We start from the raw sequence: 19,035 nt of genomic DNA on the forward strand, positions 1-19,035 counted from the left end.
CAACCCCCAGGGTGCTACGGGTTACGGAATGATCCGCTCCTGCCAGACCGTCGGGTAGCCGGGGAGGTCTTCGCCGCCGAAGCGGGCGTAGTGGCCATCGGGCATTCCTTCATTGTTCTCCAGGGCGGCAGCAAGCTCCTCCTCGGTGATCGGCTCCTGCGGGAGCACCCACTCCTTGGGGATCTCCTCACCGGCGAAGATCTTCTGCAGGGCGAGCAGCGGCGTGCGCCACTGGAAGTTGGAGTACACAGTGCCGAGGCCGGTCAGCCCGGTCTCCTCCCACTTGCGCAGGAAGCTCAACTCGTCTTCACCGGTCATCACCGGGTAGTCGACTCCAGCATCCTCGAACGCCTCGATTGCTGCGACGGCGCCGTCACCGGCATCCATCCACACGCCGTGAACGTCACCCTTGGCGAGCTCGTCCGAGATGATCTTCTTGATCTCGGCCGGGTCGGCACCGGTGAAGTAGTCGACGGCTTCGATGTCGTTCTCACCGAACAGCTTCTCGGCCGCGGCCCAGCGCTGTTCCAGAACGTCAACGCCTGGCAGGATGCGCAGGGCGACTACCTTGCTTCCGGGCTCCAGGTTGTCGATGAGGAAGTTCGCCGACTCGATGCCCCAGGCGAATCCACCGATCGGGTGGATGAACGTGGTCTGGCATTCGGTCTGAACTCCTCGGTCGAAGACGACGACCGGCTTGCCGGTTTCGCAGGCACGCTCGACCGCCGGCGTCATCGCCGCCGTGCTGTTCGGCGAGATGATGAACGCGTCGCAGTTGCCTTCTTCGATGAAGTAGTCGATGTCGGCGATCTGCGTGTTGTCGTCGTCCTGCGCGTCGCGGGTCTCCATCTCGGAGATGACGCCTTGCTCCTGGAGCACCTTGAGCTGTTCGTTCATGGTGATCCAGCCGGTCTGGCGCCAGGGGTTGGAGATGGAGGCGTTCGCGAAGCAGGCCTTCTTCGCGCCTTCGCTCGCGTATTGGGATGTATCGATCATCTCCGCGTTGATGTACTGCAGGTACGGCTGGTCTGCCGGACCTTCCGGAGTGGTGCCGATCTCTTCAAGCTGCTTGTCGAACAGTGCCTGGTCGAACCACTCAACCGTCTCGGTCTCTTCGCCTTCGGTGGGCGCTGTGACTGATGGGTCGGTGGTACAGCCGGCCAGGGCGAACAGTGCTGCTGCTCCGACAATGGCAATTGCCATCTGTGTTGGGCGTCGCATCACTTAACCTCCTTGTTATGTCTAGCTAGTCCCCTTCAGGGGTTGGTTGTGGTGCAGGACGAGCCGGCTCGGGGGCGAGTTCCGGCTCCTTCCCCATTGCGGGAGAAGCTAGGACCGAGCGCTCCTTGCGGCGAGCTCGGAAAGTGGTGGCCGAGTAGGCGACGGCCAGGATGATCAGCACGCCCTGGATGGCGTCACGCAGGGTCGACGGGATACCGGTGAAGTTCAGCAGGGTGAACAGCGCCTCGAGGGCGAATGCGCCGGCCATCGCCGCGACGACCCATCCGCGTCCACCGCCGAGCACCACGCCGCCGAGCACCACCGCGGTGATGGCGATGAACTCGTAGCCGCGGCCGACCGATGGGTGCACGCCGGCGTAGCCGACCAGCAGGACACCGGCAATGGTGGCGGTCAGGCTGGAAATGATGAACGCACTGGTCTTGACCCACCACACCCGAACCCCGGCATAGTGGGCGGTCGTGACGTTGTCGCCGACAGCGATCAGCGTGCGCCCGTATGGCCGCTTCGAGATCCAGATGGCGACGGCCAGCACAGCGGCCAGGATGATCACCGACCACGGAATCACGTCGACGATCGGCACATCGCGGATGCCGCCACGGCCGATCTGGCGGAACTCGTCGGCCGGGTTGCCGGTGGCAGCACCGCCGGTCCAGAACAGCACGCCGCCGAGCAACGCCAGCATCATGCCGAGCGTCACGATGAACGATGGAACCTTCAGCAGCGTCGTCACCAGGCCGTTGACCAGCCCGATCAGGGCACCGAAGACGATCATGAAGATCAGCACCGGGATGCTCTGGCTGGCGTCCTGTCCGATGAGGTTTCCGGCGATGACCACCTGGGCGGTGATCAACGAGCCCATCGAGAGGTCGAATTCGCCGGAGACGATGACGAAGTACTGTCCGATCGCGACGATTGCGATCGGTGCGACGCGTTGGATGAAGCGGATGAATTGGCTGGGCTCTGCGAAGTTCGGGTTCAGCACGGTGATCCCGATCAGCAGGATGGCAAGCAACAGGAACACCGCACCACGTGGGCTCACCAGTGTGATCGCGGCGCGTGCGGCGCGCGACCCGAAGGTCGTCGATTGCGACGTCACTTCGCCACCTCCTTCGCCGCGAACCGCGCTCGACGCTTCTCCACTGCACGGCCGGTGTAGATGGCTACGGCTGCGACGATGACGACTCCGCGGACTACGTCCTTCAGGAAGGGGTTGACCTGCATGACGCTCATCACGTTGTCCAGCACCGCGAAGATCGCGACGCCGCCGATGGTGCCCCAGATTGAGCCTCGGCCGCCGGCGAGCAGGGTGCCGCCGAGCACGACCGCAGCGATCGAGAGCAGGTCGTATCCGCCCTGGCTCCCCACTGTCGGGCTTCCGACGCCGAGCCTCGACGCGAGCAGCAGACCGGCCATTCCGGCGGTGACCGAGCAGATGACGTGGGCCGTCACAATGGGGTGCCAGGTGCGGATGCCGGAGAGCCGGGAGACCGCAAGGTTTCCGCCCACCGCGTAGATCTGGTGTCCGGTGCGAGTCTTCTTGAGGAACAGGAACACCACAACGGCGAGCGCCAGCATGATGATGGTCGAGATCGGGACCGGGCCGAGGCCGGTAGCCCCGATGTACTGGAATTCCGGTGGCACGCTGCCGCTGCTGCCCTTGTAGAAGGTGTCGAGGTAGCCCTTCACGATCAACCCGACGCCGAGCGTTGCGATGAAGCCGTGCACCTTCAACCCGGTGACGATGAGCCCATTCACCAGCCCGATCAACGCGGACACCCCGAGCGCCAGCACCACCGCAGACAGAATATTTCCGGGGTTCCCGCGCATCGTCTCGGCCGCGAGCAGGCTGGAGAGGCTGATCACGTACGGCACCGAGAGGTCGAGCGAGCCGATCAGGATGACGAGCGTCTGACCGACCGCGACGAACCCCAGCACACTCATCCCGGTGAGGATGTCGCGGATGTTGCCGGCGCTGAAGAAGTTCCGTCCAACCGTGGAGACCAGCACTGCCCCGAGAGCGATGACTCCGACGAGGGCGATGTAGACGATCGCGGTGGTGTCGAGACGCACCCGCCGCCTGGGCGCCACCGTGGTGCTCATAGCGTGACCTCCCCGCCGGCGGTTGCCAAGGTGCCGGTTGCTGCGGCCAGCACGGTCTCCTCCGCGGATCCCGGGTCGAGTTCGGCTGCGATGCGTCCGTCGTGCATCACCAGGATGCGGTCGGACATGCCGATGACTTCGGGGAGCTCGGATGAGATCATCAGGATCGCGACTCCGTTCTTCGCCAGCGCGCGCATGAGGTCGTAGACCGCGATCTTGGCGCCGACATCGATACCGCGGGTCGGCTCATCGAAGACGACCACACGGGGATCGGTGGCGAGCCACTTGGCGAGCACCACCTTCTGCTGATTGCCACCGGAGAGGTACTGCACCTCCTGGTCGAGTCCGCGCGAGCTGATTTCGAGGGAGGAGAGAATGCCGGGGACGCGCTGGCGCGCGGCACGGGTGCGTGAGGCGAACACGCTCCGGATCACCAGCAGCGCGTTGTCGATGACGGATTGGCTGAGTGCGAGGCCCTGCGCTTTGCGGTCTTCCGTCACCAGGGCGATGCCGGCCTTCACCGCGCGTCGCGGGCTGGTGATGGCGACAGTGTTGCCGTCCAGGGTGACGGTTCCCCTGGTGAACGGGCCTGCACCGAAGACGGCTTCAGCCAGTTCGGTGCGACCGCTGCCCTGGAGCCCCGCGACGCCGACGATCTCGCCGGCGTGCAGGTCGAGGTCGACGTCTGAGATGTAGGCATTGCCACCTGACCGCACGGAAAGACGGGTCTCCCCGCGTTCCGTTCCCTCGAGCCGGCCTGGAAAGTATGCGGAGATCGATCGTCCGACCATCCGTCGCACCAATTCGTCGGTGGTGAGCTCGCCGGCCGGCCCGCTTGAGACCAGGGCGCCGTCCTTCAGCACCGTGATGGTGTCGCAGAGGTCGAAGATCTCCTTCAACCGATGCGAGACATAGAGGATGGCGACGCCGCGCGCTTTCAACCGCTCGATGATGCCGTAGAGCAGTTCGACCTCGTTATCGGCGAGGGCTGCCGTCGGTTCGTCCATGGAGATGACCTTGGCGTCGAATGAGAGCGCCTTGGTGATCTCGACGATCTGCTGCTCGGCGACGGTCAGGGTGCGCACCGCCGAGTTCGGGTCGATGAACGTGATGCCGAGTTCGGCGAGCAGCTTTCCGGTTGCCGCCGCCATCCCGCGGTTGTCGACGAATCCGCCCTTGCGCGGCTCCCGGCCCAGGAACACGTTCTCGGCGACGCTGCGCTCCGGCAGCAGGTTGAATTCCTGGTACACGGTGGCCACTCCGGCATGCATCGCCTGGATCGGGTGCGTGTAGTCGACCGCCTGCCCGAGATACTCGAGCTGGCCACCGTCGCGCTGGTACACGCCCGCGATGATCTTCATCAGGGTCGACTTGCCTGCCCCGTTCTCGCCGACGAGGCCGTGCACCTCGCCGGCCCGAAGCTCGATCGAGACTCCGTGCAGTACCTCGACGCCGAAGAACGACTTGCTGATGTCGCGGGCGCTCAGAATGGGGGCCGTCATGCTGCTCCTCCGGCCGTCGCATACTGGGGCTTGCGAAGCTCAGCCCAGGTTCCGGTCGCGGCGGATTCCAGCACCGCCTCGGTCACCTGCACGGCACGAAGACCGTCATCGAAGGTCGGAAGGCCCTCTGGGGTGCCGCCGGCGATGGCCGCATAGGTGTCTGCGACAAAGGCGTTGAAGGCGTCCTGATAGCCGAGCGGATGCCCGGCGGGCACCAGCGAGAGCCTGGCCGCATCGGCGCTGAGCTGCCCTGGTTCGCGGGAGAGGAGCTGCGTTCCGCTTCGCCGGCCGAGCCAGAGCGTCTCGGGGTTCTCCTGGTCGAAACGGATGCTCTCCGAACTTCCGCTGAGCTCGAAGGTCAGCGAGTTCTTGCGCCCAGGCGCCACCTGCGACACCAGCAGAGTACCGATGGCTCCGGATGCCGTCTCCACCACCAGCGCGACCGCGTCTTCCGTTGCGATGTCGCGGTTCGTCGCGCGCTCGTTGAACACGGTGCGCATCGTCGCGGCCAACCGCACGATGCGGTCCCCGGTGACGAACTCGATCAAGTCGGAGAGGTGGGAGCCGATGTCAGCGAACGCTCGGGACGGCCCACCCAACGACGCGTCCACTCTCCAGTCATCGTCGGCCTTGGACAGCAGCCAGTCCTGGAGGTAGCCGCCCTGGATGGTCAGCAGGGTGCCGAGTTCGCCCTGGGCGACTCGCGCCCGCGCTTCGCGAACCATCGGGTGGTAGCGGTACACGAATGGCACGGTTGCGGTCACCCCGGCCGCCCGCGCACGGGAGGCGAGCTTTTCGGCTTCCGCGCTGGAGGTCGCCAGCGGCTTCTCGCACACCACGTGCTTTCCCGCGTCAAGCGCGGCGAGCGCGAACTCGAAGTGAGTCGCGTTGGGGGTGCACACGTGGACGACCTCGATCGTGTCGTCCGCGAGGAGGTCCTCGCTGCTGGGATACGACAGCGGAAGCCCAAGACGTTCGGCGGCACGCTCGGAGCTGGAAGGCGAGGAAGAGGTCACGCCGCGCAGGGAGGCACGGGCTGAACGGGATGCTCGGCTGTGCACGTCGCCCATGAAGCCGCCGCCGATGAAGCCGACCACCGGGGTTGGCAGGGAGCGAGTGACATCCGTTGTCATGCCGAGCATTCTGACACAGAATGCGCACCTTTTACCACCCGACGTACAAAAGTGATTTGTCGACAAACCAATAGTCGCGCGTTGGCCGGGGTTTGTCGGTGTGGTTTACTGAGCGCATGGTCGACATAAGTCGGGGCTCAGCCCTGGGAAGTTCCGGGGCCAGTGAGCTGTTCCAACTGCTGCGCGACGGCAAGCCGCGCACCCGCGCGGCCCTGTCCACCCTCACCGGGCTCGCCCGCTCAACCATCGCGTCCCGCGTCGATTCGCTGATGGAACTCGGCCTGATCAGCCCGGTGGATGACGCTCTCTCCACCGGAGGTCGCCCGTCATCGCAATTCGCGCTGAACCCGACCGCCCGCCTCGTTTTCGCCGCGGACCTCGGCGCATCCCACGCAACGCTCGCCGTCACCGACCTGGCCGGAACACGCCTCGGCGAGGTCAACGACCCGATCGACATCGCCGACGGGCCGGAACGGGTGCTCGGCTGGATGGTCGCCTCCGGGCGCGAGCTCCTGGCCAGCATCGACCGCGACCAGCGTGACCTCATCGCGATCGGCATCGGGTTGCCCGGGCCGGTGCACCACGCCAGCGGGCGGCCGATCAACCCGCCGATCATGCCGGGCTGGGACCGCTTCGACGTCCCGGGCTGGGTGCAGCAGCACCTGGAGGTTCCGGTACTGGTGGACAACGATGTGAACATCATGGCCCTCGGCGAACGCGCATTCGCCTGGCCGCAGACCGAGCACCTGATCTTCGTCAAGGTGGCGACCGGCATCGGATCCGGGGTGATCTCCGGCGGGCTCCTGCAGCGCGGAGCCCAGGGCATCGCCGGCGATATCGGGCACGTGCAGATCGCGCGCGGTGCCGGGGTTCCGTGCCACTGCGGCAACCGCGGATGCCTGGAGGCCATGGCATCCGGACCAGCCATCGCTGGTGCGTTGCGCCAGGCCGGGCTGGACGTCGAGAACGGCCAGCAGGTCGTTGCGCTGGTCAAGCGAGGCAACATCGAGGCGATCCAGGCGATCAGGCAGGCCGGGCGGGACATCGGGGAAGTCCTCACCGCCTGTGTGAGCCTGGTCAACCCATCCGTCATCGCCATCGGAGGCTCGATGGCGCAGGCGGGCGAGCACCTGATCGCCGGCGTTCGAGAAGTCGTCTACACGCGATCGATGCCGCTGGCCACCGAACACCTTTCCATCGTGCAGTCCAGCGCCGGCTCGAACGCCGCCGTCATCGGGGCCAGCATGCTCGCCATCCACCACGCGCTCTCGCCGGAGAACATCGACGCGATGGCCGGCTGACGCGTCACCTGCGAAAGAGGAAGCATGATCCGCCACACCGTCGCGTTCTCGTTGCACCACGAGAACGGCTCCGCCGCCGAATCGGACTTCCTCGATTCGGCGCTCGTCCTGGCGTCCATACCGGGTGTAGACCGGTTCGAACAGTTGCGGCAGGTCAGCCCGAAAAGCGACTTCCAATTCTCGTTCTCGATGCAATTCGCGGATGCGGCGGCGTACGAGGCGTACAACGCGCATCCGCTGCACCGGTCGTTCGTCTCGAACCGGTGGGAAAAAGAAGTAGCAGATTTCCAGGAGCTCGATTATGTGCCGCTGAATGACGGACGGTCGGAGACAATGGTCGAGTGACTATCGTGCAGCCGACCCTGGACCTCTGGGACGAGCCGGCACCAGACCACCGCCAGCGGGTGCTTGCGCAATCGACGGACCGCGTCGCCTGGCTCCGTGCGCGCAGCCGGGGCATCACCGCCACGGATGTCGCCAAGCTCTCGAGTGAGCGGTCGGTGCTCGCCGTCGCCCGCGACAAGTACTACGGCAGCCGGTTCAGCGGTAACGCGTTCACCGACCACGGTCGGGAGCGCGAACCCCAGATCGCCCGCTGGGTCAGGGCCAACCACGGAATCGCCCCGAGCGCCGCGCTGTACCACGCACACGGCGAAACCGCTCACCTGGCCACCCCGGATGGCGTTGGGCTGATCGCGGGCGCCGTCGTGCTCGCTGAGATCAAGACCACCAGCTCCGCATGGAAGTCGATCCCCCGCTCCTACCTCCGCCAGGTGTTCTGGCAGCAGTACGTGCTGGGAGCGGAGCGCACCCTCGTGGTCTGGGAGCAGCACGACAACTTCGTGCCGGTTGCCGCCGAACCACAATGCCGGTGGGTGGACCGCGACGACAACGAGATCCACATTCTGGTCGGCCTCGCCAATCGCGTTCTCGACACCCTCCGGCACGGCATTCCCGGCTGATGGCCTTCCTGCTGCTTCACGGCCTCGGCGGCGATAGCAGCCAGCCGCTCGACCTGGTTGGGCCGGTTCTCCCGGCGGATGCGCGGATTCTGGCGCCGAACATCCGAGCTCACGGGGACTCGCCGCTGATCGGCGGACCGGCCGACTTCTCGTTCGCCGCCATCACCCGGGAACTGCTGCACGCCGTGCAGGAGAGCGGCTTCGACGACGAGCCGCTCACACTCATCGGCATCTCCCTCGGGGCAGCGCTGTCGCTGCGCCTGGCCCAGACCGGCGCGCTGCCGATTGAGCGGTTGGTGTTGCTGCGGCCGGCGTTCACCGACCATCCGCTGCCTGCGAACCTCGCGGTGTTCCCGGTGATTGCCGAACTCCTCCACCGGCATCCGCCCGACCGCGCCGAGGCCGTGTTTCGCCGAACCGGGCTCTATCGGGGCCTCCGCACCGCGTCCCGCCTCGGCGCCGCCGGAGTGATCGAACAATTCCGCAGACCGGATGCCACAACGCGCGCGATCCGCCTGATGGAGCTTCCGCGAAACCGCGCCTTCGAGCCCGGCGAGCCACCGCCGGCCGTTCCCACGACGATCATTGCTGCGCCGAGAGACCCCGTGCATCCGCTCACGGTGGCGACACAGTGGCACCGGCATCTGGTCGGCTCGACGCTGACGGAGATACCGGCACGCGACGACGGAATGGCACTATACCTGGCCCGGGCGCGGGCAGCGGTGAGTTCGGCCTTGCGATCACCACCCCCAGGCTGACCAGCCAGAGGATGGCGATCGTCGCTGCCGCGAACTCGAACCGGCTCCCGAGGCCCACCTCCCAATTCGCCAGCGACATGAGTCCCCCGGCTCCGGCGATCAAGGCAACCGCAACGCCGCAGCAGAGGGAAAGCGCGGCCATCATCCTCCGGCCGGATACCCGCGTCAGCTGCAACATCGCCCAGCAGGCGAGCGCGAAGGCGAGAATGGCCGACGTGGTGTGGGTGAAATCCGGCCAGGTGAACTCCGGGCCGTACGGCAGCGGGCATCCGGGAGTACAGGTCACCTGGGACGCGAGAAAGAAGAAGAAACTGGCGAGACCGAGCGAAACAGCGGGGGGCCACCAGCGTAGAACCGGCGGGGAGACGCGGATGTCCCGGGCCGCGAACGCGATCAGCCCGCCCCCGAGGGCGACCAGCACCAAAGCGAACTGGAACCAGCCGGCCGTCGGCATGCCGGTCGCACCCATCACGCTCACATAGACATCCCGCCCGATGCTCAGCCTGGCTGCCCAGATGATGGACAGTGCGGTCAGCACCAGGGCGCAACCCACGGCGGCCGCGACGGAGTCCAGGCGCCGCGCCACAGCAACTGACGGGTCGCGGCGGTGGAAGGGATTCACAGCGGAATCGTAGTGGGGAGAACATGCTTCCGTCGAGGGGTTCCACTGCGCGAATAGAATCGGGACAACCACACAGGAGCGAAGACCATGCAGAGCAATGTCCCCGACACCATGCAGGCTGTTGTCCTCGACCAGACCGGCGGCCCCGAAGTGCTCCGCCTGGCCGAGGTTGTCACGCCGCGAATCGTCTCCGGTGAGCTCCTCGTCAAAGTGTCGGCCGCCGGAATCAACCCCATCGACGCGAAGACCCGCTCCGGCAAAGGGGTGTCATACGCGATCGGCCAATACCCCGCCATTCTCGGCGGCGACTTCAGCGGTGTGGTGATCGAGACGTCGTACACCGCGCATCCGCTCCAACCGGGGGACGCCGTCTACGGCATGATGTCGGTGCCGCGCACCCAGGGCAGCTATGCGGAGTACGTGCCGGTCGGCGCTCTCAGCGTCGCCCGCCGACCGCGGAACCTGCCCGCGACGGAAGCCGCCGGCGTTCCCCTGGCGGCCTTGACGGCCTGGGGTGCACTCGACGTGGCCGAGGTGCGCGAAGGCACACGAGTGCTCATTCACGCCGGCGCCGGGGGTGTCGGCCATTTCGCCGTTCAATTCGCCGTCTACCGCGGCGCTGAAGTGGTGACGACCGCCTCAGGCGACAACGTCGCCTGGCTCCGCTCGCTCGGCGCATCCGAAGTCATCGATTACAAGACCTCCCGCTTCGAAGACCACCTCAGCGAGCTGGATGCCGTCATCGACCTGATCGGCAACGTGCACGACGACACCGGAACCCGGTCGCTGAAGGCGATGCACCCCGGCGGCATCATCGTCAACGTACCGACCGGAAGCTGGCCGACCTTCCAGGATGAGGCGGATGCTGCGGGGATGTACGCCACCAACTACAAGGTCAGCCCGGATGCCCGGGTGCTGCAGCAGATCACCGACCTGATCGAGGCGGGCAAGGTCACCGTGAACATCGACAGGGTCTACCCGCTGGGCGAGGCGGCTGCAGCGCACAGGGAACTGGAGAAGGGCCACACCCGAGGCAAGATCGTGCTCGAGGTCAGCGCAGAACGCTAGAAGACGTACTCCCGTACGAAATCGTCGTGCACCTCGTCGCCCACGAGGAACTTCTTCACGCCGACCTGGGCGAATCCGCTCTTCTCGTAGAAGCGGTTGGCACGCGTGTTCCGCTGGTTGACGCCGAGCCAGACGCTGGCAACGCCGCGGGAGCGAGCCGCCTCCATGGTGTTCGCCATGAGCTGCGCCGATGTGCCAGACCCGTGCAGTCCAGGCAACACGTAGACCTTGCTCAGTTCGACCGTCGGACGGGCGGAGACGGATGCTGCAACACCCGGGTCCGCCGGCTCACCGAACACCAGCATGGTGTAGCCGACCGGCCGGCCGGCTTCTTCGGCGAGGAGGAGCTGACGAGAGTCATCAGCCAGGTAGTCGGCGAACCTGGCCTCGGACAGGTGCTCGCCGATGAAGGCGTCGATCTGGTGCTGCTCGGTGCCGGGAGGGCAGGCCAGCCCGAAGGTGACTGCCGCCACCTCGTGAAGGGCCGCAGCATCCGCCGGCCCGGCAATTCGCACCACTACGCTCATCCGCTGCATTCTCCTTATAGAACAGAGAAGGCCCGCCGAAGCGGGCCCCCTCCATGAATGTGACTAGATGGCGTTGACGTCCACCGGGATGCCGGGGCCGAAGGTCGTGGTGACCGTCGCCTTGGTGACGTAGCGACCCTTCGACGAAGCCGGCTTCAGGCGCACGATCTCGTCGAGGGCTGCTGCGATGTTCTCGGACAGCTTCTCCTGGTCGAACGACGCCTTGCCAACGATGAAGTGCACGTTGGCGTGCTTGTCGACGCGGAACTCGATCTTTCCACCCTTGATGTCAGACACGGCCTTCGCGGTGTCCGGCGTTACGGTGCCGGTCTTCGGGTTCGGCATGAGGCCACGCGGACCAAGAACCTTACCGAGACGGCCGACCTTGCCCATGAGCTCCGGGGTGGAGACAGCGGAGTCGAAATCGGTCCAGCCGCCGGCCACACGCTCGATGAGCTCGTCGCCGCCGACCTCGTCCGCGCCGGCCGCGATAGCAGCCTCGGCAGCAGGCCCGGTCGCGAAGACGATGACACGGGCGGTCTTGCCCGTGCCGTGCGGGAGGATGACGGTGCCGCGCACCATCTGGTCCGCCTTGCGCGGGTCGACGTTCAGCTTGAGCGCGACCTCGATAGTCGAGTCGAACTTCTTCGAGCCGGTCTCGCGGGCGATGCCCACAGCCTCGGCCGGGGTGTAGAACTTGCCGTCTTCGATCTTCTCGGCCGCGGCGCGGTAGGCCTTTGACTTCTGTGCCATGTTGGTTCTCCTAAATCTGAGTTCGTGGGTAGCGAGCCAGGCGGGCTCTTCCACTGGTGACGCGCCTATGCGCGTCATACAAGTCGGGGACGACTACGCGTCGACCGTGATGCCCATGCTGCGGGCGGTGCCGGCGACGATCTTCATAGCCGCGTCCACGTCGTTCGCGTTGAGGTCGGCCATCTTCTGCTCTGCGATGGCGCGCACCTGGTCCTGGGACAGCTTGGCAACCTTGACGGTGTGCGGCGTGCCCGAACCCTTCGAGACTCCGGCAGCCTTCTTGATGAGCTCAGCGGCGGGCGGGGTCTTCAGGATGAACGTGAACGAGCGGTCCTCGTAAACGGTGATCTCGACCGGGATGACGTTGCCGCGCTGCGACTCCGTCGCGGCGTTGTACGCCTTGCAGAACTCCATGATGTTCACGCCGTGCTGACCCAGCGCCGGCCCGATGGGCGGTGCGGGGTTGGCGGCGCCGGCCTGGATCTGAAGCTTGATCAGACCAGTAACCTTCTTCTTCGGTGCCATTGTTTCCTTCTTTCAGTTTCGAGCACCCGAGTTCCGGATGCTCTTCCGCCTTCCCGGCATTTCCGGGGCGCGGTGATTTTACAGTTTCGTGACCTGGTCGAACGAGAGCTCAACCGGGGTCTCACGCTCGAACAGGGAGACAAGCACGGTGAGCTTGCCGCTTTCCGGCTTGATCTCGCTGATCGAACCGGGAAGACCCGCGAACGAGCCCTCCTTGATCGTGATGGTCTCTCCGACCTCGAAGTCCACTTCCTGCGGGATCGAGCGGCTGACGGCCTTGCCGCCCTTGGCGCCGGCCTTCGCAGGAGCTTCGACGATCTGGGCGAGGCTCTTCAGCATCGAGAACGCCTCTTCGAAGCGCAACGGAGTCGGGTTGTGGGCGTTGCCGACGAAGCCGGTGACGCCCGGGGTGTGGCGCACGACGGACCAGCTGTCTTCGTTGAGTTCCATGCGAACCAGGACGTAGCCGGGGATGCGCACACGGGTGACCAGCTTGCGCTGGCCGTTCTTGATCTCGACGACGTCTTCCATCGGAACCTCGACTTGGAAGACGTAGTCCTCCATGGTCATGCTGACGCGGCGGTTCTCGATGTTCTGCTTCACGCGCTTCTCGAAGCCGGAGTAGGAGTGGATGACGTACCACTTGCCCGGCAGTGACTTGAGTTCGGCGCGGAACTCCTCGTAAGGGTCGACCTCAGCTTCTTCGACCCCGGCCTCTTCGGCCTCAGCTTCGTCTACCTCGGCGAGCGCCTCGTCGGCGACGGCATCCGCTGCAGGGTCTGCTGCCACCGTTGCGGCATCCAGCGCCTCTGCGAGGTTCTCCTCAGCGCTGTTCTCCTCGATGCTGTCCTCATCAACTACGTGGATCGCCTGCTCCTCGTTGGGGACGACGTCGGCGATCGCCTCGGCGAGCACCGGTCCACCCAGCTGCTCGTCCTCCTCGGAGGACTGCTCTGCCGCAGTCGACAAGTCGATCTGCTCGGCGGCCGAGGTGCTTTCTTCGCGTTCGGTGTCAGACACTGAATTCCATTCCATTTCTTGAAGTCTTTGTTCCGGGTGGTCCCGGCAGGATCGTCGACCGCGTGGCCGACCGCTGACGGCTGTTAGGCGCCGTCACCGAAGACGTTGGCGACCAGCCAACCGAACAGCACGTCGAAACCACTGGTCAGCGCCATCATGATGACGACGAACACCAGCACGACCGCGGTATAGCTGAGCAGTTCCTTGCGGGTCGGGGTGACGACCTTCTTGAGTTCGACCATGACCTGACGGAGGAACAGCGCAATGCCGGCGAACGGACCACGACGGCTCGCTCTCTCCGTTTTGGCGCTGGCGACGACATCCTCGCTGGGTTCGTCGATGCTGTTTCTCGCCACAGTTTTACTTACCTTCCGGACACTGGTCTTGCGATCTGATTGACCACTCGACCGATTGCTGATTCACAGATGCGTGAACCAAGCTGCAGGGCGGACAGGACTCGAACCTGCAACCTGCGGTTTTGGAGACCGCTGCTCTACCAATTGAGCCACCGCCCTTCGGTGCAAAACCGCGCACGCTTTCCCTGCAGGATGATTTGGTTTGCTGCCAAAAAAGGGCATAGAAAAGCATGGCAGATTTCAACTACCGCGCACCAGTCTAGGTTACTCGCCACAGGCTGTAAAGCTGAGCCAGTCGGGGCAAGGTCCCAGCTATTACGCTAAGGGGGTGACCGAAAAAACTCGAATCTCCCCCCGCATTGCAGCTATCGCCGAATCGGCGACCCTCAAAGTCGACTCCAAGGCGAAGGCGCTCCAGGCCGAGGGGCGCCCCATCATCAGCTACGCAGCCGGTGAGCCGGACTTCGTGACGCCGTCCTTCATCGTCGAAGCGGCATCCGCTGCGGTTCTGGACCCCAGGAACTATCGCTACACCCAGGCCGCCGGCCTCCCGGAACTGCGCGAAGCGGTGGCCGCGAAAACCGCTCGGGACAGCGGATGGGCCGTGTCACCTTCCCAGGTCATCGTCACCAACGGCGGCAAACAGGCCGTCTACCAGTCGTTCGCCACGCTGGTCGGAGCGGGCGATGAGGTCATCATCCCGACGCCGTACTGGACCACCTACCCGGAGGTCATCAAGCTGGCCGGCGGTGTTCCGGTCGAGGTGTTCGCCGGTGCGGACCAGGGTTACCTGGTCACCGTCGAGCAGCTCGAGGCTGCGCGCACCGAGCGCACCAAGGTGCTGCTGTTCGTGTCGCCGTCCAACCCGACCGGTGCGGTCTACACCGCAGAGCAGACCCGCGCCATCGGTCAGTGGGCGCTCGAGCACGGCATCTGGGTGATCAGCGATGAGATCTACCAGAACCTGGTTTACGACGGCTCGGCCCACGCGACCTCCATCGTCGAGGCGGTGCCGGAACTCGCCGAGCAGACCATCCTGGTGAACGGTGTTGCCAAGAGCTACGCCATGACCGGATGGCGGCTGGGCTGGATGGTCGGCCCCGCGGATGCCATCAAGGCCGCGGGCAACCTGCAATCGCACCTCTCGTCGAACGTGTCCAACATCTCCCAGCGGGCGGCCATTGCGGCACTCACCGGCCCCCAGGACGAAGTGGTCGCGATGCGTGACGCCTTCGACCGCAGGCGCAAGCTGATCGTGGCCGAGTTGAACAAGATCGAGGGCATGGTCACGCCGACCCCGGAGGGCGCCTTCTACGTGTACGCGGATGTTTCCGGCCTGCTCGGTCGTGAGTGGGGCGGCGTCACGCCGACCACCTCGCTGGAACTGGCCGACCTCATCCTGGATCAGGCTGAGGTGGCGGTGGTGCCGGGCGAAGCGTTCGGGCCGAGCGGGTACATCCGCATGTCGTATGCCCTCGGCGATGACGCGCTGCTCGAGGGTGTGCGCCGCCTGCAGAAGCTGTTCGGCTAGGGGTTGCTCGCAGCCGCGGCGACCGCGTCTGCCACCACGTCGAGCAGTTCCGACCTCAGGTTCCACTGCTGCCAGTAGAGCGGAACCTGTGTCGCCGAGCCTGGCACCAGCTCGACCAGCTCACCGGTGTCCAGGGCGTCGCCGACCTGGAAGTCCGGCAGCATCCCCCAGCCGAGCCCCAGCCGAACTGCGGCGGAGAACTCGCTGGAGGCCGGAACGAAGTGGGCAGGCGGCGCCACCGTCACCCGCTGCGTTCGCAGGAACGCGGACTGCATCTCATCGCGACGGTCGAAGTTGACGAGGGGCGCCAGCCCGAGCGCCGCGGCGGTGACGCCATCCGGGAACCATCGCGTCACGTAGCCGGCATCCGCCACCGCCCGATAGCGCGTGGTGCGCAGCGGGCGCACCAGGCATCCGGACACCGCAGTGGCTCTTGACGTGACCGCACCCATCACCTGACCGGACTCGAGCAGGGTTGTGGTGTATTCCTCGTCCTCCCGATGCAGGTCGAAGGTGACCGGATGCTCTCGCGCGACTTCCGCGAGCGCCGGCAGGAACCAGGTGGCCAGGGAGTCGGCGTTGACCGCGATGCCGATGGTTGTAGGCCTCTCCGCCCCCTCACCCGCGCCGACCGCGGCCAGCGCGTCATGCTCGAGCAGCATCATCTGCCGAGCGAGACGCACCACGGCCGCTCCGGACTCGGTCGGGCGCACCGGTTTGGAGCGCACCAGTAGCACGCGCCCGAGCCGCTCCTCCAGCGACTTGATGCGCTGGCTGACCGCTGATGGCGTGACGTGCAACGCGCGCGCCGCGGCCTCGAGGGTGCCCTCATCGACGGTGATGGCGATGGTCTTGGCGAGATCCAGCGGAATATCCATGATTAGCGATGCTAACGCTTCCTAAGAATATTGAGCTGGTCTGAGGACGCTGGCAGACCTACGGTAGTGGGATGAACATCCTGAGCCTGCTCGCCAGCCACCCGGCGCTCGTCCTCTCCGGGTTCGGTCTCGGGCTCTCCCTCATCGTCGCGATCGGTGCCCAGAACGCCTACGTGCTGCGGCAGGGGGCGAGGCGCGAGCACCTGCTGGCAGTGCTGCTGGTGTGCATCCTGTCCGACGTGACCCTGATCCTCGCCGGGGTTGTGGGCCTCGGAACCGTGATCGAGCACGCGCCGTGGGTCGTCTCGGTGATGCGCTGGCTCGGCGTTGCCTTCCTCGTCGGCTATGGCCTGCTGGCGGCCAGGAGGGCCTGGAACCCGACCAGGGGAGGCTTGAAGGTCGATGATGCGGATGGCGACGAAGCGGTCCCAGAGCGGTCGGGGGCCACAGTCGCCGCAGGCTCTGCCGTGGAAGGCACTGCCATCGCAGGCACCGTCGTGGAAAGCACTGCCAGGACCGTAACCGTAACCCTCACGAAGGCCAGCACCCACCGACTCCTGCCGGTCGTACTCACGACTCTCGCCCTGACCTGGTTGAACCCGCACGTCTACCTCGACACCGTCATCCTTCTCGGTTCGGTGGCGAACACGCACGGCGCCGACGGCCGGTGGGCCTTCGCGGTGGGTGCGTGCCTCGGCAGCATCGCCTGGTTCGCCGCGCTCGGCTACGGCTCACGCCTGCTGTCGCGCTGGCTGTCGTCGCCGCTCGCCTGGCGCATCCTCGACGGCGTGATCGCCGCCATCATGCTGACCCTGGCCGCCTCGCTGGCCCTCAGCTCCTAGCGGCGAGTTGCGACTTGTCGCCCCATCAGCGCGCTGCGTGGGGCGAGAACTCGCACCTCGGCCGGGACATCAGAGCAGTTTTCGCTCGAGAGCCCAGGCGGTGAGCTCGTGGCGCGACGAGAGCTGCAATTTGCGCAGCACCGCAGAGACGTGCGTTTCGACGGTCTTGATCGAGATGAACAGTTCGGCCGCGACCTCCTTATAGGAGAACCCTCGTGCGATCAGGCGCATCACCTCGCGCTCCCTGGCCGACAGGCGGTCCAGCTCGTCATCGGCCACCGCCTGCTCGCCGGTGACCGCGCCGAAGGCGTCGAGCACGAATCCGGCCAGCCTGGGCGAGAACACGGCGTCACCCCCGGCGACGGATGCCACGGCTCGGCTGACCTCGTCGCCGGACGAACCCTTCGTGATGTACCCGCGAGCGCCGGCACGAATCACGCCGACCACGTCTTCTGCCGAGTCGGACACGCTCAACGCGAGGAACCGCGTGGTGTCCAGGTGCGCACTACTGCGCCTGATCACCTCGGCTCCCCCGCCACCGGCGCCGCCGGGCAGGTGCACATCGAGCAACACGACGTCGGGGTGCAGCGAGCCGACCTGGTCGACGGCGGAATCGACATCCGCTGCCTCGCCCAGGACCTCGATCGTGTCGTCGAGCGACGCCCTCAGGCCGGAGCGGAAGATCGAGTGGTCGTCGACGATGAGCACGCTGGTCAACGGTGCTCCTGAGTTGGGTTCCTGTTCAACTGGATTCCTATTCACTCGGTACCTCCAGGTGCAGGTGCACCTCGGTGCCAACGCCGCCGACGCCGGGCTTGACCGTCGCGGTGCCGCCTGCCCGCAGCATCCGCCCGATGATCGATTCTCGCACCCCGAGCCGATCGGTCGGCAGGGAGTCGAGGTCGACGCCTGGACCCCGGTCGCGCACGAACACGTCGATAGTGGATGGCGAGCTTTCGATGTACACAGACACGTCGCCGCCGGCGTGGCGGGCGGCGTTGAGCATGGCCTCGCGAGCTGCGGCGATCAACGACGGGTTGCTGACCCCCGGTTCGCCGACTGTCACCACATCGAGCCTGGCCGGGTGCTCGAGTTCGATGGCCGCCGCGATGTCGCGCAGCTCCGCGACCAGGTCCGTGCCGGAGGGGGTGGTCCCGGCGAACAGCCAGTCGCGAAGCTCCCGCTCCTGTGCACGGGCGAGCCTGGCCACCTCGCTCGACGCCCCCGCCCGGTTCTGGATGAGGGCGAGCGTCTGCAACACCGAGTCGTGCAGGTGGGCGGCGATCTCGGCACGCTGCTCCTCGCGAACCCGGCCGGCGCGCTCGGCCATCAGGTCGCGCCAGAGCCTGACCACGAACGGCGCGACAATGACGCCCAGGCCGAGCACGAGCATCCCGATCGCCAGCACCGCCGTGACGGCACTCGGTCGGCCACCGCCGGAGAAGAGGAGCAGGATGCCTGCACCGAGCAGCACGATCACGCTCAGCGTTCGCACGACGAACAGGTAGCGCGGGGTGCGGGCGGCATCGTCACGGTCGAGGGTGAGGCTCCACGCCACCGCCGAACCGGTGAACGTGATGGCCAGCATGGTGGCGATGAACCCGTTGCCCTCGGAGTTGGCCACGGCGACCGCGACGATCGCCGCTATCGCGCCGGCACCGAGCAGCAGCGCACTGGTGGGAATCTCGCGGCGCACCCCCTGACGTTCATCCGTTTCATCCCGCGGCGTCAACGCCCACAGCCACGCGTACAGCAGCACACCGGCACCCATCACGAAGGAGGCGACCACGATGATGAACCGAACCCGGGCGACCGGCCAGTGCAGGTGCCTGGCCAGGCCGGCGCACACGCCACCCAGCACCGACCGGCTTGGCCGGGTCAGCGGGGGGCGAATTGCGGTGGTGCTCACCCTTGA

Annotated in this window: 20 protein-coding genes, 1 tRNA gene and 1 pseudogene; 7 read left to right on the forward strand and 15 right to left on the reverse strand. The window is 66.1% G+C overall.

Features of this window, described 5'->3' with window-relative positions; genetic code table 11:
• Positions 1-21: 21 nt before the first annotated feature.
• Genes ACX3PH_RS00945 through ACX3PH_RS00965 form a run of 5 tightly spaced genes read right to left on the reverse strand, consistent with a single transcriptional unit; the run spans position 22 to position 5,977 of the window.
• Positions 22-1,221 (reverse strand): substrate-binding domain-containing protein, encoded by a 1,200-nt coding sequence (locus ACX3PH_RS00945; RefSeq protein ID WP_459088434.1) that lies wholly within the window; start codon positions 1,219-1,221, stop codon positions 22-24.
• A gap of 25 nt (positions 1,222-1,246) precedes the next feature.
• Positions 1,247-2,338 (reverse strand): ABC transporter permease, encoded by a 1,092-nt coding sequence (locus ACX3PH_RS00950; RefSeq protein ID WP_459088436.1) that lies wholly within the window; start codon positions 2,336-2,338, stop codon positions 1,247-1,249.
• Positions 2,335-3,342, reverse strand: coding sequence for an ABC transporter permease (locus ACX3PH_RS00955; protein ID WP_459088438.1), 1,008 nt, complete (start codon positions 3,340-3,342; stop codon positions 2,335-2,337). Before ACX3PH_RS00955 ends, ACX3PH_RS00950 begins: the two co-directional genes overlap by 4 nt.
• Complete coding sequence (locus ACX3PH_RS00960; protein WP_459088440.1) at positions 3,339-4,844, reverse strand: sugar ABC transporter ATP-binding protein; 1,506 nt, start codon at positions 4,842-4,844, stop codon at positions 3,339-3,341. Before ACX3PH_RS00960 ends, ACX3PH_RS00955 begins: the two co-directional genes overlap by 4 nt.
• Positions 4,841-5,977, reverse strand: coding sequence for a Gfo/Idh/MocA family protein (locus ACX3PH_RS00965; protein ID WP_459088442.1), 1,137 nt, complete (start codon positions 5,975-5,977; stop codon positions 4,841-4,843). The genes ACX3PH_RS00960 and ACX3PH_RS00965 overlap by 4 nt, the downstream gene beginning before the upstream one ends.
• A 116-nt stretch (positions 5,978-6,093) precedes the next feature.
• Here ACX3PH_RS00965 and ACX3PH_RS00970 point away from each other — a divergent pair, with 116 nt between their 5' ends.
• The 4 genes and pseudogenes from ACX3PH_RS00970 to ACX3PH_RS00985 all read left to right on the forward strand — a co-directional run.
• Complete coding sequence (locus ACX3PH_RS00970) at positions 6,094-7,278, forward strand: ROK family transcriptional regulator (RefSeq protein ID WP_459088444.1); 1,185 nt, start codon at positions 6,094-6,096, stop codon at positions 7,276-7,278.
• A gap of 24 nt (positions 7,279-7,302) precedes the next feature.
• On the forward strand, positions 7,303-7,623 hold the full coding sequence (locus tag ACX3PH_RS00975) for a Dabb family protein (protein ID WP_459088446.1): 321 nt from the start codon (positions 7,303-7,305) through the stop codon (positions 7,621-7,623).
• The gene (locus ACX3PH_RS00980; RefSeq protein WP_459088448.1) at positions 7,620-8,240 is read left to right on the forward strand and encodes a YqaJ viral recombinase family protein; all 621 of its coding nucleotides are present in this window, start codon (positions 7,620-7,622) and stop codon (positions 8,238-8,240) included. Before ACX3PH_RS00975 ends, ACX3PH_RS00980 begins: the two co-directional genes overlap by 4 nt.
• Positions 8,240-8,821 (forward strand): annotated as a pseudogene (locus tag ACX3PH_RS00985) (alpha/beta fold hydrolase); the annotation flags it as partial. The gene ACX3PH_RS00980 and the pseudogene ACX3PH_RS00985, both read left to right, overlap by 1 nt.
• A gap of 34 nt (positions 8,822-8,855) precedes the next feature.
• On the opposite strand, the gene ACX3PH_RS00990 reads toward ACX3PH_RS00985, so the two are convergent.
• Positions 8,856-9,620 (reverse strand): DUF998 domain-containing protein, encoded by a 765-nt coding sequence (locus ACX3PH_RS00990; protein WP_459088450.1) that lies wholly within the window; start codon positions 9,618-9,620, stop codon positions 8,856-8,858.
• 87 nt (positions 9,621-9,707) lie between these two features.
• Between ACX3PH_RS00990 and ACX3PH_RS00995 the strand changes: the two genes are divergently transcribed.
• Entirely contained in the window at positions 9,708-10,688 is a 981-nt protein-coding gene (locus ACX3PH_RS00995; RefSeq protein WP_459088452.1) for an NADP-dependent oxidoreductase, read from the forward strand.
• Here ACX3PH_RS00995 and ACX3PH_RS01000 read toward each other — a convergent pair.
• The 6 genes from ACX3PH_RS01000 to ACX3PH_RS01025 all read right to left on the reverse strand — a co-directional run bounded on the left by ACX3PH_RS01000 (position 10,685) and on the right by ACX3PH_RS01025 (position 14,028).
• Positions 10,685-11,215, reverse strand: coding sequence for a GNAT family N-acetyltransferase (locus tag ACX3PH_RS01000; protein WP_459088454.1), 531 nt, complete (start codon positions 11,213-11,215; stop codon positions 10,685-10,687). The genes ACX3PH_RS00995 and ACX3PH_RS01000 overlap by 4 nt on opposite strands.
• 63 nt (positions 11,216-11,278) lie before the next feature.
• The gene (gene rplA, locus ACX3PH_RS01005) at positions 11,279-11,968 is read right to left on the reverse strand and encodes a 50S ribosomal protein L1 (RefSeq protein ID WP_459088456.1); all 690 of its coding nucleotides are present in this window, start codon (positions 11,966-11,968) and stop codon (positions 11,279-11,281) included.
• A gap of 93 nt (positions 11,969-12,061) precedes the next feature.
• The gene (rplK, locus tag ACX3PH_RS01010; protein ID WP_459088458.1) at positions 12,062-12,493 is read right to left on the reverse strand and encodes a 50S ribosomal protein L11; all 432 of its coding nucleotides are present in this window, start codon (positions 12,491-12,493) and stop codon (positions 12,062-12,064) included.
• 78 nt (positions 12,494-12,571) lie between these two features.
• Positions 12,572-13,528: a transcription termination/antitermination protein NusG gene (gene nusG, locus ACX3PH_RS01015; protein WP_459088460.1), complete on the reverse strand. Its 957-nt coding sequence runs from the start codon at positions 13,526-13,528 to the stop codon at positions 12,572-12,574.
• 68 nt (positions 13,529-13,596) lie between these two features.
• Entirely contained in the window at positions 13,597-13,869 is a 273-nt protein-coding gene (secE, locus tag ACX3PH_RS01020) for a preprotein translocase subunit SecE (protein WP_459088462.1), read from the reverse strand.
• A gap of 86 nt (positions 13,870-13,955) precedes the next feature.
• A tRNA-Trp gene (locus ACX3PH_RS01025) sits at positions 13,956-14,028 on the reverse strand.
• A gap of 169 nt (positions 14,029-14,197) precedes the next feature.
• Between ACX3PH_RS01025 and ACX3PH_RS01030 the strand changes: the two genes are divergently transcribed.
• Entirely contained in the window at positions 14,198-15,400 is a 1,203-nt protein-coding gene (locus tag ACX3PH_RS01030) for a pyridoxal phosphate-dependent aminotransferase (RefSeq protein ID WP_459088464.1), read from the forward strand.
• On the opposite strand, the gene ACX3PH_RS01035 is transcribed toward ACX3PH_RS01030, so the two are convergent.
• Entirely contained in the window at positions 15,397-16,278 is an 882-nt protein-coding gene (locus ACX3PH_RS01035; RefSeq protein ID WP_459088466.1) for a LysR family transcriptional regulator ArgP, read from the reverse strand. The genes ACX3PH_RS01030 and ACX3PH_RS01035 overlap by 4 nt on opposite strands.
• 71 nt (positions 16,279-16,349) lie before the next feature.
• On the opposite strand from ACX3PH_RS01035, the gene ACX3PH_RS01040 reads away from it, so the two are divergent.
• Positions 16,350-17,120 carry a LysE/ArgO family amino acid transporter gene (locus ACX3PH_RS01040; protein ID WP_459088468.1) on the forward strand — a complete coding sequence of 257 codons (771 nt, stop codon included), beginning with the start codon at positions 16,350-16,352 and terminating at the stop codon, positions 17,118-17,120.
• 69 nt (positions 17,121-17,189) lie between these two features.
• Here the strand turns inward: ACX3PH_RS01040 and ACX3PH_RS01045 are convergent, their stop codons facing one another.
• Positions 17,190-17,837, reverse strand: coding sequence for a LuxR C-terminal-related transcriptional regulator (locus ACX3PH_RS01045; protein ID WP_459088470.1), 648 nt, complete (start codon positions 17,835-17,837; stop codon positions 17,190-17,192).
• Positions 17,838-17,874: 37 nt separating this feature from the next.
• The gene (locus tag ACX3PH_RS01050) at positions 17,875-19,029 is read right to left on the reverse strand and encodes an ATP-binding protein (RefSeq protein ID WP_459088472.1); all 1,155 of its coding nucleotides are present in this window, start codon (positions 19,027-19,029) and stop codon (positions 17,875-17,877) included.
• Positions 19,030-19,035: the final 6 nt, after the last annotated feature.

It is taken from the genome of Homoserinimonas sp. A520, from assembly GCF_054489245.1.

Bases quoted from the DNA above. Each gene is read 5' to 3' on its own strand.
- ACX3PH_RS01035 (WP_459088466.1), bottom strand. From the start codon at position 16,278: ATGGATATTCCGCTGGATCTCGCCAAGACCATCGCCATCACCGTCGAT.
- ACX3PH_RS00970 (WP_459088444.1), top strand. From the start codon at position 6,094: ATGGTCGACATAAGTCGGGGCTCAGCCCTGGGAAGTTCCGGGGCCAGT.
- ACX3PH_RS00960 (WP_459088440.1), bottom strand. From the start codon at position 4,844: ATGACGGCCCCCATTCTGAGCGCCCGCGACATCAGCAAGTCGTTCTTC.
- rplK (WP_459088458.1), bottom strand. From the start codon at position 12,493: ATGGCACCGAAGAAGAAGGTTACTGGTCTGATCAAGCTTCAGATCCAG.
- ACX3PH_RS00955 (WP_459088438.1), bottom strand. From the start codon at position 3,342: ATGAGCACCACGGTGGCGCCCAGGCGGCGGGTGCGTCTCGACACCACC.
- rplA (WP_459088456.1), bottom strand. From the start codon at position 11,968: ATGGCACAGAAGTCAAAGGCCTACCGCGCCGCGGCCGAGAAGATCGAA.
- ACX3PH_RS00975 (WP_459088446.1), top strand. From the start codon at position 7,303: ATGATCCGCCACACCGTCGCGTTCTCGTTGCACCACGAGAACGGCTCC.
- ACX3PH_RS00995 (WP_459088452.1), top strand. From the start codon at position 9,708: ATGCAGAGCAATGTCCCCGACACCATGCAGGCTGTTGTCCTCGACCAG.
- ACX3PH_RS01000 (WP_459088454.1), bottom strand. From the start codon at position 11,215: ATGAGCGTAGTGGTGCGAATTGCCGGGCCGGCGGATGCTGCGGCCCTT.
- ACX3PH_RS00965 (WP_459088442.1), bottom strand. From the start codon at position 5,977: ATGACAACGGATGTCACTCGCTCCCTGCCAACCCCGGTGGTCGGCTTC.
- nusG (WP_459088460.1), bottom strand. From the start codon at position 13,528: ATGGAATGGAATTCAGTGTCTGACACCGAACGCGAAGAAAGCACCTCG.
- ACX3PH_RS00945 (WP_459088434.1), bottom strand. From the start codon at position 1,221: ATGCGACGCCCAACACAGATGGCAATTGCCATTGTCGGAGCAGCAGCA.
- ACX3PH_RS01040 (WP_459088468.1), top strand. From the start codon at position 16,350: ATGAACATCCTGAGCCTGCTCGCCAGCCACCCGGCGCTCGTCCTCTCC.